Raw genomic sequence first — 15052 nt, forward strand, 5'->3', positions numbered from 1 at the left:
GATGCGCGCATGGATTGGCATGATGGCCCTGGCTTGCGCGTTCAGCGTGCAAGCGGCCCCGAAAGTCGCGGTGACGGATCTGGCGTATCAGGAACGTGTGGAGCAATACATCCACATCGTTTCGGCCCAGAGCAATCACCGCGAGGGTTACTACAGCTCCAGTGGCTCTTCGAGCTACAACGAGATTGAAGCAACGACCAGCTACATCGAACAGACCGAGCTGCGTAAATTCACCGGCGACATCAAGGGTGAAATCCTGCGCACCGGTATGTTCCAGCTGGTGCAAGGCACGCCGTACACCGCGTCGTCCAAGGGTGATGTCTTTGATGTGATCAAGCGCATCAAGGCCGGTAACTTCAAGGGCGCCGACTACGTGTTGTTCGGCACCGTGTCCGATATCGACTTCACTCAGGACATCAACGAGCTGGCGAACACCGACAGCTATTCGGCGGTGCTGGGCCTGACGCTGGTGGCGGACTTCAGCCTGATCAATACCAAGACCTTCGAAATCACCTCGGCCTTCACGGCGATGGGTGAAGCGCAGGACACCAAACTGGTGAACCATCGCGACATCAAGATCTCACTGAACCGCCCACGAGTGGTGCGTGACGTGTCCAAGGCCTTGGGCGAAGACGTGGCCGGGCAACTGAGCATGCAGCTCGGTGGCAGCGGTTACGAGCAGCCGCGCGAAGCACCGCAGCGCAACAATCTGCCGCGTGATACCGCGCCGGTGATCTTGCGCTGATGACTGGCTCCTGATCATTCCCATGCTCCGCGTGGGAATGCATCCCGGGACGCTCTGCGTCTTGGCCACAAAAAAGGCGACCGGCAAAGGTCGCCTTTTTTGTGCCCGCGATGTTTATGCCGCCGCTTTGCGCAACGTTGCCATAAACGCCGCCGCGCCGATGAACAACCCGGCAAACGTGCGGTTCATGCGCTTTTGCTGCTGCGGTGTGCGCAACAGACGCAGGACCTTCGACGCCAGACCGGTGTAGCCCGCCATTACGATCAGGTCGACGAAGATCATCGTCACACCGATCACCACGTACTGAATCAGCAGCGGCGCGTGCGGATTGATGAACTGCGGCAGCACCGCCAGCATGAAGACCAGAGCCTTGGGGTTGCTGATGTTCACCAGAAAGCCGCGGAACACCAGCGCCAGCGGCTTGCCGATCGGCCGCACCGCCGCGTCATCGCTCATGTCCATGGGCAGCGCGCGCCATTGCTTGATGGCCAGATACACCAGATAAGCGACACCGAACCATTTGATCGCGTGAAAGGCCGTGGCCGAAGCAGTCAGGATCGCGCCCACACCGGCGCCGACAATCGCAATCTGCACCGCCAGACCGATTTGCAGGCCAAGGGCGTTCCAGTAACCGCGCCAGAAACCGTATTGCAGACCGCTGGACATCGACGCAATGGCGCCAGCACCCGGGGACAGACTGATCACCCAGCAGGCGGCAAAAAACGCCAGCCATGTTTGAAGCTCCATCGCACACCTCGACTCATGCTCGTGACAAATGCCTAAGCTAATGCGGGTTTGAATGGATGACTACCGATTTTTTGCTGAATGTTGCAGGTGCTCGCGAAGGCGTCAGAACAGACGCCGCAGAATCTACTTCTCGAAACCGCTCGACGGAAACACATCCGTACCGCGCCAACGCCGCACCGAGCGCTGGAAAAACAAGCTGTTCGGCACCTGCACCATCGCGCTGCCAGTGCCCAATTCCTCAGCCTCGATCAACGTGGTGTAGAGCAGATTGATCGCCACCACCCGGCCTTTGACGCCTGGCTTGTCGGTGGTATCGACCAGCTCGACGATATCCCCGAGGCGAAACGGCCCGACGGTGAAAATCAGAATCGCGCAGAGCAGGTTCGACAGCACGCTCCACATCGCGAAGAACGCGACCGCTGCCACCGCGACGAAACCCGACAGCGCCGTCCACAGCACCGTGGCCGAGACACCGAGACGCTCCAGCACAAAGATCAGTGCACTGCCCATGATCAGCCAGCGCAGCACACCACGCAGCGGCATCAGCAACTGCGGCGGGAACGGATAGCGCTCACCCAATCTTGTCAGGCCTTTGGCGACGAAGCGCTGGGTGAGGTAACCGGCCAGCAGGATCAGCAGAATCTGCACCGTGAACCAGACCGGCTCGACCCACACCGCCGGTAGCGGCAGCTTGAACGCTTCCATCAGGACAGCGCCTCCAGCTCCGCCTGCATGCTTTCCAGTACCTCGAGCGCTTCCATCCACGCCTCTTCCAGCTCGCCTTCACGAACCTTCAGCTTGGCCTGCTCGGCGAGCAGATCACGCAATTCGTTCTTGCGCGCCGGCTCGTAGATGTCGCTGTCACCAAGGCTGGCGTCGACCTTGGCGAGCTTCTCGTGAAGCTTGCCCAGTTCGGCCTCGAGCTTGTCGGCTTCACGCTTGTGCGGGGCCAGTTGCTGACGCAACGCAGCCGCCGCCTGACGCTGGGCCTTCTTGTCGGTCTTGTCCGGGTTCACCGGGGTGTTGCTGACCGGGGCATTGCGCTGACGGTATTCCACCAGCCAGCGGGCGTAGTCTTCGAGGTCGCCATCGAACTCTTCGACCTTGCCGTCAGCGACCAGGTAGAAGTTGTCGGTGGTGCTCTTGAGCAAGTGTCGATCGTGAGACACCACCAGCACCGCGCCGCTGAATTCCTGCAGCGCCATGGTCAGCGCCAGGCGCATTTCCAGATCGAGGTGGTTGGTCGGTTCGTCGAGCAGCAACAGGTTCGGCCGCTCCCAGGCGATCAGCGCCAAGGCCAGACGCGCCTTTTCACCACCGGAGAAATTCAGCACCGGCTCATCGATGCGCGCACCACGGAAGTCGAAACCGCCGAGGAAATCGCGCAGGGTCTGCTCACGCTCGGTCGGCGCCAGACGCTGCAAGTGCAGCAACGGGCTGGCCTTGGAATCCAGCGAATCGAGCTGATGCTGAGCGAAGTAGCCGACCACGGTGTTCTCGCCACGGGTCAGGCGCCCGCCGAGCGGTGACAGCTCGCCGGCGAGGTTCTTGATCAGCGTCGACTTACCCGCGCCGTTCGGACCCAGCAGGCCGATTCGCGCACCCGGGGTTAGTTGCAGCTTGACCTTCTCCAGGATGGTTTTGTCGCCGTAGCCCAAACGCGCATCGGACAGGTCGATCAGCGGGCTGGAAATCTTGGTCGACTCGCGGAAGACGAAATCGAACGGCGAATCAACGTGGGCCGCCGACAGCTCTTCCATCCGCTCCAGTGCCTTGATCCGGCTCTGCGCCTGACGGGCCTTGGTCGCTTGCGCCTTGAAGCGGGCGATGTAGCTTTCCATGTGCGCACGTTGCGCCTGCTGCTTCTCGTAGGCCTGTTGCTGCTGGGCCAGACGCTCGGCACGGGCGCGTTCGAATGCGGTGTAGCCGCCGCGATACAAAGTGATCTTGCGCTGATCGACATGCGCGACGTGATCGACGACTTCATCGAGGAAATCGCGGTCGTGAGAAATCAGCAGCAAGGTGCCCGGGTAGCTTTTCAGCCACTCTTCGAGCCAGATGATGGCGTCGAGGTCCAAGTGGTTGGTCGGCTCGTCGAGCAGCAACAAGTCCGATGGGCACATCAATGCCTGCGCCAGATTCAGACGCATCCGCCAGCCACCGGAGAAATCGCCTACCTGACGATCCATCTGCTCGTTGGTGAAACCCAGACCGGCCAGCAGCTTGCGCGCTCGCGCATCGGCGGTGTAGCCGTCGGCGCTGTCGAGTTCGGCGTGCAGACGAGCCTGAGCGGCACCGTCATGCGCCGCTTCGGCGGCGGCGAGGTCACGTTGCACCTCGCGTAGACGCAGGTCGCCATCGAGCACATAGTCGACGGCAAGCCGCTCGAGCGTCTCGATCTCCTGGCGCATGTGAGCGATGCGCCAGTCGGCCGGCAAGTAGCAGTCACCCGAATCCGGGTGCAGCTCACCCCGAATCAAGGCGAACAGGCTGGATTTGCCGGCGCCGTTGGCACCGATGAGGCCGGCTTTGTGGCCGGCGTGCAGGGTCAGCTCGGCGTCTTCTAGCAGACGTTGCGGGCCACGCTGTAAAGTCAGGTTCTGAAGTCGGATCATAATGGCGGCGGAGTCTACCAGCTTCGCTCACAACTGGCGCGAGTAGCACGATGTCCTCTGACCTGTGGAGCTTTTCCCTTGCCACCTACGCCCGAGCGGGTGTGGAAGATGCCTGCCTGCAACTGCAAACGGCGGGCGCCAACGTGTGCCTGCTGCTCTGCGGTTTATGGCTGGAACAACGCGGGGTGACCTGCGATGAACACCGCATTGGCGTGCTTCAGGCATTGACCGAGCCGTGGGATATCGAAGTGGTGCAGCCACTGAGAACACTGCGCATGCAATGGAAAGCGCGTGCGCTGGATGATGCGGTGTTGAACGGCATGCGCGAGCAGATCAAATCACTCGAGCTGGAAGCTGAGCGAGCGCTGCTGTCACGGCTTGAAGGTGTGGCGCAGGAGTGGACGCGAAACGACGCAGGTTCAATGACCTGGCTTGAAGGTTTGGCCGGCACAGCGGCCAACCCGAACCGCGACGCGCTGCAAGTGCTGCGCGTCGCGGCTACCGGCACTTAGGAAGCGCTGGTTGGGTTGTTGCTGACGCTCGACACAGCGGCTGGCGTTGGCGCAGTCGAAGGGGTCGAGGTAGTAGCGGCAGGTGCCGGTGCAGCTGGCGCAGCCGAAGTTGTCGGTGCGGCAGGTTTTGCGGCGGGTGCGGTGGCCGGTTTGGCAGCGGCTGGTTTGGCAGCGGCTGGCTTTTTAACTGCTGGTTTTGCGGCAGGCTTGGCGGCGGGTTTTGCAGCAACAGGCTTAGCAGCAGTCGCTGGTTTGGCAGCAGCGGCCGGTTTAGCGGCTGGTTTTGCGGCAGGCTTGACTGCTGGTTTGGCAGCGGCATTCACGGCTGGTTTGGCAGCAGCTTTAGCTGGTGCTTTTGCAGCAGGTTTGGCGGCAGCTGGTTTAGCGGCAGTCTTGGCAGCTGGTTTTGCAGCAGCAGTTTTAGCAACAGGTTTTGCGGCAGCTTTGGCAGCAGGTTTAGCGGCCGGTTTGGCAGCGGCGGTTTTCGCTGGAGCAGCTTTTGCTGCAGCTGGTTTGGTGGCTGGTTTAGCAGCGGCGGCACGGGTAGCCGGCTTGGCAGCGGCAGTACGCGCAGCAGGTTTTGCCGCCGTGGTTTTAGCTGCTGGTTTTGCAGCGCTCGCCGCAGCAGGTTTCTTCGCTGCAGGTTTTGCGGCCGCTTTGGCAGCTGGTTTTGCAGCGGCTTTCACCGGTGCTTTTGCAGCTGGCTTGGCAGCGGTTTTAGCAGCAGCTTTTGCAGCAGGCTTGGCCGCTGCGGTTTTCGCTGGAGCTTTTGCAGCAGCAGGTTTGGCAGCTGCTTTCTTCGCCGGTGCCGCTGCCGGTTTGGCGGCGCGGGTGGACAACACTTTACCCACGGCTTCTTGAACGCGGCCCACGCCCTGGGCCAGCTTCAGGCTTTCCTGAGCATCGCGCTTGAGTTGCAGAATGTAGCTGCGAGTGTCGGACTGACGATCCTTCAAGGCATCGAGCAGGTCTTCCAGTTCTTTCACGGCGCCTTTGGCTTTGGTCTGTGCCTTGGCTTTGCCGGCGGCAGCTGCGTCCTGCAATTTGGTGCGGGACTTGTGCAGTTTTTCTTGCGCCTTGCCGCGTTGCTTTTCCAGTTTGGCGAGCAGTTTTTCAGCATCAGCCAAGGCTTGAGAGCAAGCGTTTTCCAGATGCTCGAGCAAGCTGCCCGAGAGTTGTTGGAGTAAGTGCAACGGAGTATTTACAGGCTTCTTGGTGGCCGACATGGTTTACCTCCTGGCTGACGTGAGTGCGGCTCATACTAGACCTCTGCAGTTACCGCCGCTAGGGCATCTTGACAGTATCGATTGCGTTGCGTTGCACCGAATCGAAAATGTTCTGCGTGAAGGCAAAAGCAGTTCACCGTTGCAGACGTTCGCGCTGGCATAATCCACCGCATCTCAGGACGGAGTGTGCCCATGTCGCGCTACTTTTTTTTATCCCTCTGCATGCTTGTTTCGGCCGCTCACGCTGACGAAAAAACCACCGCGAACGATGCTCACGATCTGGCCTACAGCCTCGGTGCCAGCCTCGGTGAACGGCTGCGTCAGGAAGTCCCGCAACTGCAGATTCAGGCACTGGTCGATGGTTTGCAACAAGCCTATCAAGGCAAGCCGCTGGCGCTGAGCGAAGCACGTATCGAACAGATTCTGGCCGATCATGAAGCGCAAAATGCCGAACACTCTGCACAGCCATCCAGCGATGCGGCGATGGAAAACGAGCAACGTTTTCTCACCGCTGAAAAAGCCAAACCGGGGGTGAAGGAACTGGCCGATGGCATCCTGCTCACCGAGCTGACACCTGGCACGGGGACCAAGGCCGGTCCCGATGGAAAAGTGCAGGTGCTGTATGTCGGGCGACTACCCGACGGCACAGTGTTCGACCAGAACACTCAGCCGCAATGGTTCAATCTCGACAGCGTGATTGCCGGTTGGCGCACCGCGTTACAGAACATGCCAGTGGGTGCGAAATGGCGACTGGTGATTCCCTCCGATCAGGCCTATGGCGCCGACGGTGCCGGCGACTTGATCGCACCGTTCACACCGCTGGTGTTTGAAGTGGAATTACGTGGCGCGACGAGTTGAGCAGGCAATAAAAAACGGTGCGCTTTCGGGCGCACCGTTTTTTTTCGATCAGGGAAAAAGATCAGGCCTGAACCGGATCTTCTTCCTTGTGTGCTGTATGCAGTACTTCAATCAGGCAGTCTTCAAGTTCGAAGCGCTCGTGCAGCAGGCCTCCGAGCTCTTTGAACTTCTCCGCTACGCATTTGCCTTCATCGCACAGGTCGTTGAACGCGAGCAGCTTCTCGGTGATGACATCGATGCGCGGATAGATCGTCTCGGCGAGTTCGAGGCCGCGCTTGTCGTTGAACGCCTTGGCTTCGCCAGTCAGCTGTTCGTAGATTTCGAAGTGCCCGGCCGACACGTAATCGACCAACACGCCGCAGAACTCCTGCAAGGGCTTGCGGCTCTCGGACAGCGAATCAGGCTCTGCGCCGAGCTTGTCGTAGGCACCGATCAGATCTTCACGCTCCTGCAACCAGCGGTCGATCAGCAGATGAACTCCACCCCAGCGTTCCTGAGCATTCTGACAACTTTCGAGCATGGCGATCTCTCTTCCCTTGTGGGTCATGCTGCTCTACACCCGCGCCCCTCTTTTGATTTTGGCTAGGGGGTCGGCCGGGCAGAGCGTCATCGAGCAACATAAATCCAATGACACGTGCGGGCCAGATTATGCCCGCACGCCTATGGCTTCAAGGTACGCAGGAGATAAAGTTCATACAAGTGTTTAATCCCGCAGCAGCACCGGGTGCGACGCTTCGCCGCTGAGCGGTCGTTGCAGAGTACTCCAGACCAGCCGCAACAATTGATAAACCGCCAGAATCGATACCGCGACAAAGAACAGCAGGCTCCATTCCGGGATGCTCAGATCGAACAACGTCCAGGAAATTTCCGCACAATCGGCACCGCCGCTAAACATCCGCTGCAACGCACAGATCCAGGGCAGACCAGTGAACAACAGCTCCGGGGCAGGCGCGCAATTGAGCAGTTGCAGCAGCGGATCGCTCTGGATCAGCACCTGCCGCCAGGCAGCCGTGGTACCTCCCAGACTCGCGCCCAGCGTCAACAGCCAGTAGAGCCACAAACCGACACGCTTGGGGCCGTGCACCGCCGCCAGGCCACTGGATACACACAGCAACGTGAGGAACAGGCGCTGCACCAGGCACAGGCTGCACGGCGTCAGACCAACAGCATATTCAAGATAATAGGAAGCTCCCAGAGCAAAGGCCCCCGCAGTGAAAGCCATGAAGAACAAGGAGCGTGAGCAGGCCAACGACATGGCTTTTCCGTAACAGTAGAGACAGACGGTTACGGTAGAGGAAAGCGTGTCAGCCTTTCAAGGCGAGGCCCTGCCGACAGTTCACCAGAGGTGTAGGGAAAACCCGACAGGTTCGAGAGGAATCGGTGTAGTCAGTTGTAGGAATTCGCCTCGGGCGCTCACTGAAGTTGAAATTTCAACCACAAAAGGTAAGCGAGGGAGCTGCCTCCCCCGCCACTTCAGACGTGCGCCGGAACCGGCAATGGCGCGGCCAGCAGGCGCTCATCCAGCAGCCCCAGACCCTCCTGGAACAACTGATTGCTGCGCTCGGTATCGCCCAGCTGTGCGAGCAGCCGTGCCAGTTCCGCACAGGCTTCAGGATTGCGCTGCACACGCAGGCTGCTTTCCAGATAGTCCCGCGCCTTGCCCCACAGGCTGGTTTGCAGACACAGGCGGCCAAGGGTCAGCAACAAGCTCGGATCGTTCGGGTGATCCTTCAGCCAGCCTTCGGCAGTTTGCAACTGACGGGCCGGATCGCTACCGCGCACCAGACCGTAGAGACGGGCCAGATGGCTGTCGTACTTGCGCTTGAGGGCCGTGCGCAGCACTTCTTCCGCTTCGACCTGAGCACCCAGCTGACGCAGCTGTTCGGCGTATGCCAGCACCAGCGGCGGCTCCTGACGCTGCGCCGAAGTGAGCTGCTGCCAGGCACGTGTAAGCGACTGCAAGCCAACACTCCCGTCCTCTTCGCGCTGCGCTGCCAGCGACAGGTTTTCCCCCCAGGCGCGGCGCTCAAGCTCTGCCAGTTGGGCGGGCGGCAGGACTTTGTCCTTGCGCAATTCCGGCAACAAACGAATCACCGCCGACCATTCGCCGCGCTGCTGATACAAGCGCTGCAACTGACGCAGCGTCTGCGCATTGTGCGGATGACGATCATGCATCGCTTGCAGAGTCACCAAGGCACCGTCGGTATCGCCACGGTCGGTCTGCAACTGCGCATGACTCAGAGCGATCGCCAGTTCCGCCTGCGGCTGACGCTCCAGTGCACGCTCCAGCAATCGATCGCACTCTTCGTAATTGCCTTGCTCATTGGCTGCGCGGGCAGCACCGAGGTAGTACAGCAATGGCTGACGCTCGGCTTCAGCCGCTCGATAAAGATGACGCTGAGCACTGGCCCAGCGACCTTCGGCCAGATCCAGTTGGCCATGCTCGATGGCCACCTGCACACGCCGGCTGCGGTTGCGTCGCGACCATGGATTGACCACACCGCTCGACGTCATGACCAGCTCGACCAGCGCCTTGATGCCCCAGATCAGCAACCACAGCACAGCGATTACCGCCAGTGTCGCCCACAGGCTCGACTCGTAGCGGAAGCTTTTGTAGGCCACCAGCACGTAACCGGAATGCTCGGCAATCGCCAGACCCAGCGCCGCCGTCGCCGCGATCACCAGAAACACGATCACATACAAGCGCTTCATGGCGTGGCCTCCTGCGCGGTGTTGGCGGCAGGTTTGGCGAAAGGTTTCACTGACTCTTCAGCGTTGACGTTGCGCCGCTCAAGATAGGCTTGCACCGCACTCAGCGTGCCGGTCAGGTCCGGCGTCGTGACCGTAACCGGTTCCTTGCTCAGCTCGGCGACCTGTTCCAGCATCACTTTGCTTTGCGCATTGTCCGGATTGAAATTGCCTTTGAGCACATCGCGAGCCTCGGCCATGGCTTGGGTGTAGACCGGCGCCTGCCCGTTGAGAGCGGCCCACTGCGCCTGCTCCAGTGCTAGGCTGAGGGCCAGACGCACTTGACTCAGGCTCTGCCCGGCCAGCAGCGGCCGCACGTTTTTGTCAGCGTTGAAATCGATGCGGATGTAGCGCGAAACCTGATCCCACCACTGCGCCCAACGACTGGCGCCGTCACCGTCGGCGGTCAGGCCCAGCAGCGATTCGCCGCGATCCTTGTACTCCGGCGCCAGCTCGGTGAGGTCAATAACCTGATCGCGCAATGCGCCCAGACGCAGGAACAGACCGGTGCGATCCGGTTGCGCCGTGCTGCGCAGCGCTACGAGGGTTTTCGCCACTTGCTCGCGAGCGGCGAAGGAACCGGGATCGTTTTGCTCACGGAGGATTTCGTCAGCGCCCTGCACCAGCGCCTGAGCGCTGCTGATGTCCTGCAACGCCGACAGCCGCAGGCTGGCCAGGCGCAGCAGATGCTCGGCCTCGGCCAGTCGCCAGTCCTTGCGGCTGGCACCCAGCACCGTTTCCAGACGTTGATTGAGGCGTTGTTGATCGCCCTGGAGTTGCGTCACCAGACGCTGGCGCTCGGCAAGTTCGTCGGCCCCCGGCAGTTGCGCGAGGCGCTCGGTCAGGCGCTGCTCATTGAGCTTCAGGCTCTGCGCCTGATCGTTCAACGCCTGCACTTCACCGGACTGCTGCTGAGTGTTGGTCTGCAGGTGACGGACCTGCCAGACACCCCAGCCGCCGATCGCGACACCGGCGGCGCCGAGCAACAAGGCGACGATGGCCAATCCATTGCCTCGGCGCGGCTCTGTGGCCGGCGGTGGAGTTTCAACCTGGGTTTCAATCACAGGCTGGACATCATCTTTGGGCAAGGCTGTTTCGCTCACGTATCCATCCTTTGCATTAGTAAACGGGTTCGGGATGCTCCCGCAACGCCGTCAGCAAAGCCGCGGCACTCGCGCCGCGGCAATCCACAACTGTTTGAGCCCCGGCGGCACCTGCCAGCTCGGCGACCCTAGGGCTTGGAACAAACAACGGCAACTGCGCGATTGTCGGCCAGGCATCACCGGCCATCTGGCGCAGGTGCTCGAAACCCTGTCCACTGCTGACCACCAGCCCGTTCAAGCGTTCCGCTTCGATCCGCCGCGACAGTTCGTTCGGGGGATAGGCCGGCAAGTCACGTCGATACAATTCCAGATACTCGACACTAGCACCAAGCTCACGCAGGCGCTCGGCGAGTAGCTCACGGCCGCCCTCTCCGCGCAGGATCAAGACCTGCGCCCCGGGCTGGCTCACCGCTGCACGCAGACGCGGCAATTGCAGCAAGGCTTCGCTGTCATCGCCGTCCGCCGGGAAGCTGACGTCCAGACCATAATCGCGAAGAATCTGTGCAGTCGCCGCGCCGACGCTGAACCAAGGCATCGTCAACGAGGGCGAGCCATCGAGCAGATCCAGCGCAATGCGTGCCGCCGGTTTGCTGACCACGATTACCGCGTTGCAACTCGGCAACTGCGCAATCGCCTGACGGATTTTGGCAGAGACCGGCAGCGGAACAATGTCCAGAAGCGGCAAACAGCTACTGAAAATCCCCTGCCCGGCCAACGTCTCGGCCAGCGCCACACAGTCTTCCGCAGGGCGCGTCAGCAGCAGGCGCCAGCCAGTCACTCGTTACCTGCCTCGCCGTAAACCGCTTTGAGAATATCGTCGGCGCCCTGGCTGAGCAGGTCTTCGGCGACCTTCACGCCCAACGCTTCGGCATCGGCACGCGGCGCCCGGGCTTCGGCGCTGAGCAGCTTGCCGCCACTCGGCTCACCGACCAGACCACGCAACCACAACTGCTCGCCTTCAAGTACGGCGTAGCAGGCGATCGGCACTTGGCAGCCGCCATTCAGATGTTTGTTGAGGGCACGTTCGGCGGTCACCCGCGACGTGGTATCGGCATGATGCAACGGTGCGAGCAAGGCGTGGATTTCAGTGTCGGCACTGCGGCATTCGATGCCGACTGCGCCTTGGCCACCGGCTGGCAGACTGTCATCGACGCTGATCGCCGAAGTGATGCGATCTTCGAAACCGAGGCGGATCAGACCGGCCGCAGCGAGGATGATCGCGTCGTACTCGCCAGCATCGAGCTTGGCCAGACGTGTATTGACGTTGCCGCGCAGGAAGCGGATTTGCAGGTCCGGACGACGGGTCAGCAACTGTGCCTGACGACGCAGGCTCGACGTGCCGACAATGCTGCCGGCAGGCAACGCCTCCAGGCTGGCATAGGTATTGGAAACGAAGGCATCGCGCGGATCTTCACGCTCGCAAATGCAGAACAGGCCGAGGCCTTCCGGGAAGTCCATCGGCACGTCTTTCATCGAGTGGACGGCAATGTCGGCTTCGTTTTCCAGCAGCGCAGTTTCCAGTTCCTTGACGAACAGGCCCTTGCCACCGATTTTCGACAGTGGCGAATCGAGCAGCTTGTCGCCGCGACTGACCATGGGCACCAGCGTCACCAGCAGGCCCGGGTGGGCCGCTTCCAGACGGGCTTTGACGTATTCGGCCTGCCAGAGGGCCAGCGCACTTTTACGGGTGGCGATGCGGATTTCGCGAGAGGACATGGATCAATCCGTACTGAATAGATACGGCGGATAATAACAGCTCAGCCAAATCCACTTTGACTTGAATCAGAAACGGCGCGGCCTCCCTGGCCGGCAATGCCTGGTAAAGGAAAGAGAGGCCGCCCGAAATGACCGGGCTACAGCCCCTGCATCATCTTGCGCACACCGGCCACATGCCGACGGCTGACAATCAGCGCATCACCATTGAGACCTTTGAGGAACAGCTGAAAATGTCCCAGTGGTGTGCGTTGCAGTCGTTCGATGCGGTCACGGGCGACCAGCGCGTTGCGGTGGATACGCACGAAGCGCTCGCCGAATTCGTCTTCAAGGGCTTTGAGCGGTTCGTCCAGCAGCACCTCGCCGGCTTCGTGACGCAGGGTCACGTATTTGTGGTCAGCGATGAAGTAGACCACCTGATCCAGCGGGATCAGTTCGATGCCTTTGCGGGTGCGGGCGCTGATGTGGCTGCGCGGGCCGGTGCCGCTTTCGGCAGCAGGACGGGTCAGGGCCGAGAGTTGCGCCCGATTGGGACGTTCAGCCCGTTTCAGGGCGTCATGCAGATGTTCGGTTCGCACGGGTTTCACCACATAGCCCACGGCGCTGGCCTGCAGGGCTTCCACGGCAAATTCATCGGGGCTGGTGCAAAACACCACGGCCGGCGGCGTTTCGCGTTCGCACAGACGGGCAGCGACTTGCAGGCCATCGAGGCCCGGCATGCGGATATCGAGCAGTACGATATCCGGCTTGTGGCTGTCGATCAGTACCAACGCCTCTTCGCCATTGGTGGCGCTGGGCTCCAGAACTGTATAACCCTCGAGCTCGCTCACCATTCGGCTGAGGCGCTCGCGAGCCAGTGGTTCGTCATCAACGATCAGGACATTCATATTGCGCTGGATTCCTGCGTGAGTCTCGCACAAGGATAGCGTAGACAGGTGAAGTGACGTCCGTCACCGCGATCCACGCTAAGACTAGCCCGAGCGCCAAAAAGTGCCGTACGTCGGCCAGCAATATTTGCCAGTGTCCGGGTCGTACTGCTCGAAGCCCGCTGTTTCCTGCGTTTCTCACGGGGATTGCCGAAGGACAATTACACCCACCCCCCTCTTCTTATAGTCGGCGGTCAGACCTTTGTGCGATCCGCAGCCGCGCCGACCCTTATGTCCTACTGTAGACGCTCGTCGGGCCGATATTGCTCAATCGAAAAATATCCTTGCGCAAATCCGCCAGGGCCAGCGCCGACTATGACTGAGCCGATGAGAAAAAAACGTATCGACCGGTGTCAGCGACAGTCTGGGCAACCCTGTTATTATCCGCGCCAGCGTTTCACGCCTTTTTTCTTCAAGCCGATACGAGCGAATTCATGAGCACTGACAAGACCAATCAGTCCTGGGGCGGCCGCTTCAGTGAACCCGTCGACGCCTTCGTCGCCCGCTTCACCGCCTCCGTCACTTTCGACCAGCGCCTGTATCGCCACGACATCATGGGCTCGATCGCCCACGCCACCATGCTGGCCAAGGTCGGCGTGCTGACCGATGCCGAGCGCGACAGCATCATCGATGGCCTGAAGACCATTCAGGGCGAAATCGAGGCCGGCCAGTTCGACTGGCGCATCGACCTCGAAGACGTGCACATGAACATCGAAGCACGCCTGACCGATCGCATTGGCGTCACCGGCAAAAAGCTGCACACCGGGCGCAGCCGCAACGACCAGGTCGCCACCGACATCCGCCTGTGGCTGCGTGACGAGATCGACCTGATCCTCGCTGAAATCACCCGCCTGCAAAAAGGCCTGCTGGAACAAGCCGAGCGCGAAGCCGCGAGCATCATGCCGGGCTTCACCCACCTGCAAACCGCGCAGCCAGTGACTTTCGGTCATCACATGCTGGCCTGGTTCGAAATGCTCAGCCGCGACTACGAGCGTCTGGTCGACTGCCGCAAGCGCACCAACCGCATGCCGCTGGGCAGCGCCGCGCTGGCCGGCACCACCTACCCGATCGACCGTGAATACACCGCGCAACTGCTGGGTTTCGACGCCGTCGGCGGCAACTCGCTGGATAACGTGTCCGATCGTGACTTCGCCATCGAATTCTGCTCGGCCGCGAGCATCGCGATGATGCACTTGTCGCGCTTCTCCGAAGAGCTGGTGCTGTGGACCAGCGCGCAATTCCAGTTCATCGATCTGCCGGATCGTTTCTGCACCGGCAGCTCGATCATGCCGCAAAAGAAAAACCCTGACGTGCCAGAGCTGGTGCGTGGCAAGACCGGCCGTGTATTCGGCGCACTGATGGGCCTGCTGACCTTGATGAAAGGCCAACCGCTGGCCTACAACAAGGACAACCAGGAAGACAAAGAGCCGCTGTTCGACGCCGCCGACACCCTGCGCGACTCGCTGCGCGCCTTTGCCGACATGATCCCGGCGATCAAACCGAAGCACGCGATCATGCGTGAAGCGGCGCTGCGCGGTTTCTCCACCGCGACCGACCTGGCGGATTATCTGGTGCGCCGTGGTCTGCCGTTCCGTGATTGCCACGAAATCGTTGGCCACGCGGTGAAATACGGTGTGGACACTGGCAAGGATCTGGCCGAGATGAGCCTGGAAGAACTGCGCCAGTTCAGTGATCAGATCGAACAGGACGTGTTTGCCGTGCTGACCCTGGAAGGCTCGGTGAATGCCCGCGACCATATCGGCGGCACTGCGCCGGCGCAGGTCAAGGCAGCTGTGGTGCGCGGTCAGGCCCTGATCGCCAGCCGCTAAAGCAAAAGCTTCGCGAGCAGGCTCGCTCCC

General features: G+C 61.0%; 15 protein-coding genes and 1 pseudogene. 4 read left to right on the forward strand and 12 right to left on the reverse strand.

Annotated elements, in window-relative coordinates; translation table 11 throughout:
* Nucleotide 1 precedes the first annotated feature (1 nt).
* Complete coding sequence (locus tag AB4N44_RS16180) at nucleotides 2-745, forward strand: penicillin-binding protein activator LpoB (protein WP_127930192.1); 744 nt, start codon at nucleotides 2-4, stop codon at nucleotides 743-745.
* Nucleotides 746-859: 114 nt separating this feature from the next.
* On the opposite strand, the gene AB4N44_RS16185 is transcribed toward AB4N44_RS16180, so the two are convergent.
* The 3 genes from AB4N44_RS16185 to AB4N44_RS16195 all read right to left on the reverse strand — a co-directional run bounded on the left by AB4N44_RS16185 (nucleotide 860) and on the right by AB4N44_RS16195 (nucleotide 4107).
* The gene (locus AB4N44_RS16185; RefSeq protein ID WP_095049367.1) at nucleotides 860-1492 is read right to left on the reverse strand and encodes a LysE family transporter; all 633 of its coding nucleotides are present in this window, start codon (nucleotides 1490-1492) and stop codon (nucleotides 860-862) included.
* Between the two features lie 123 nt (nucleotides 1493-1615).
* Nucleotides 1616-2197 carry a mechanosensitive ion channel family protein gene (locus AB4N44_RS16190; RefSeq protein WP_095119850.1) on the reverse strand — a complete coding sequence of 194 codons (582 nt, stop codon included), beginning with the start codon at nucleotides 2195-2197 and terminating at the stop codon, nucleotides 1616-1618.
* Nucleotides 2197-4107, reverse strand: a complete 1911-nt coding sequence (locus AB4N44_RS16195) for an ATP-binding cassette domain-containing protein (RefSeq protein ID WP_127930193.1) — start codon at nucleotides 4105-4107, stop codon at nucleotides 2197-2199. Before AB4N44_RS16195 ends, AB4N44_RS16190 begins: the two co-directional genes overlap by 1 nt.
* Nucleotides 4108-4157: 50 nt before the next feature.
* Between AB4N44_RS16195 and AB4N44_RS16200 the strand changes: the two genes are divergently transcribed.
* Nucleotides 4158-4619, forward strand: a complete 462-nt coding sequence (locus AB4N44_RS16200; protein WP_127930194.1) for a TIGR02444 family protein — start codon at nucleotides 4158-4160, stop codon at nucleotides 4617-4619.
* On the opposite strand, the gene AB4N44_RS16205 is transcribed toward AB4N44_RS16200, so the two are convergent.
* Nucleotides 4616-5845 carry an AlgP family protein gene (locus AB4N44_RS16205; protein ID WP_127930195.1) on the reverse strand — a complete coding sequence of 410 codons (1230 nt, stop codon included), beginning with the start codon at nucleotides 5843-5845 and terminating at the stop codon, nucleotides 4616-4618. The genes AB4N44_RS16200 and AB4N44_RS16205 overlap by 4 nt on opposite strands.
* A gap of 192 nt (nucleotides 5846-6037) precedes the next feature.
* On the opposite strand from AB4N44_RS16205, the gene AB4N44_RS16210 reads away from it, so the two are divergent.
* On the forward strand, nucleotides 6038-6703 hold the full coding sequence (locus AB4N44_RS16210; protein WP_127930196.1) for an FKBP-type peptidyl-prolyl cis-trans isomerase: 666 nt from the start codon (nucleotides 6038-6040) through the stop codon (nucleotides 6701-6703).
* A gap of 61 nt (nucleotides 6704-6764) precedes the next feature.
* Here the strand turns inward: AB4N44_RS16210 and rsd are convergent, their stop codons facing one another.
* The 8 genes and pseudogenes from rsd to AB4N44_RS16250 form a co-directional block, all read right to left on the reverse strand.
* Nucleotides 6765-7223: a sigma D regulator gene (gene rsd / locus AB4N44_RS16215; protein ID WP_127930197.1), complete on the reverse strand. Its 459-nt coding sequence runs from the start codon at nucleotides 7221-7223 to the stop codon at nucleotides 6765-6767.
* Between the two features lie 183 nt (nucleotides 7224-7406).
* Entirely contained in the window at nucleotides 7407-7958 is a 552-nt protein-coding gene (locus AB4N44_RS16220; protein ID WP_460108453.1) for a disulfide bond formation protein B, read from the reverse strand.
* A gap of 218 nt (nucleotides 7959-8176) precedes the next feature.
* Nucleotides 8177-9415: a heme biosynthesis HemY N-terminal domain-containing protein gene (locus AB4N44_RS16225; protein WP_460158114.1), complete on the reverse strand. Its 1239-nt coding sequence runs from the start codon at nucleotides 9413-9415 to the stop codon at nucleotides 8177-8179.
* Nucleotides 9412-10554: a uroporphyrinogen-III C-methyltransferase gene (locus AB4N44_RS16230; protein ID WP_316917305.1), complete on the reverse strand. Its 1143-nt coding sequence runs from the start codon at nucleotides 10552-10554 to the stop codon at nucleotides 9412-9414. Before AB4N44_RS16230 ends, AB4N44_RS16225 begins: the two co-directional genes overlap by 4 nt.
* 16 nt (nucleotides 10555-10570) lie before the next feature.
* The gene (locus AB4N44_RS16235; RefSeq protein WP_150749825.1) at nucleotides 10571-11332 is read right to left on the reverse strand and encodes a uroporphyrinogen-III synthase; all 762 of its coding nucleotides are present in this window, start codon (nucleotides 11330-11332) and stop codon (nucleotides 10571-10573) included.
* Nucleotides 11329-12270 carry a hydroxymethylbilane synthase gene (gene hemC / locus AB4N44_RS16240; protein WP_127930202.1) on the reverse strand — a complete coding sequence of 314 codons (942 nt, stop codon included), beginning with the start codon at nucleotides 12268-12270 and terminating at the stop codon, nucleotides 11329-11331. Before hemC ends, AB4N44_RS16235 begins: the two co-directional genes overlap by 4 nt.
* 137 nt (nucleotides 12271-12407) lie before the next feature.
* Nucleotides 12408-13154, reverse strand: coding sequence for a LytR/AlgR family response regulator transcription factor (locus tag AB4N44_RS16245; protein ID WP_127930203.1), 747 nt, complete (start codon nucleotides 13152-13154; stop codon nucleotides 12408-12410).
* Nucleotides 13151-13354, reverse strand: a pseudogene (locus tag AB4N44_RS16250) (sensor histidine kinase); the annotation flags it as partial. The gene AB4N44_RS16245 and the pseudogene AB4N44_RS16250, both read right to left, overlap by 4 nt.
* A 273-nt stretch (nucleotides 13355-13627) precedes the next feature.
* Here AB4N44_RS16250 and argH point away from each other — a divergent pair.
* Nucleotides 13628-15022, forward strand: a complete 1395-nt coding sequence (gene argH / locus AB4N44_RS16255; protein ID WP_007911110.1) for an argininosuccinate lyase — start codon at nucleotides 13628-13630, stop codon at nucleotides 15020-15022.
* Nucleotides 15023-15052: the final 30 nt, after the last annotated feature.

The sequence above is a fragment of the Pseudomonas sp. S3_C06 genome (assembly GCF_054667675.1).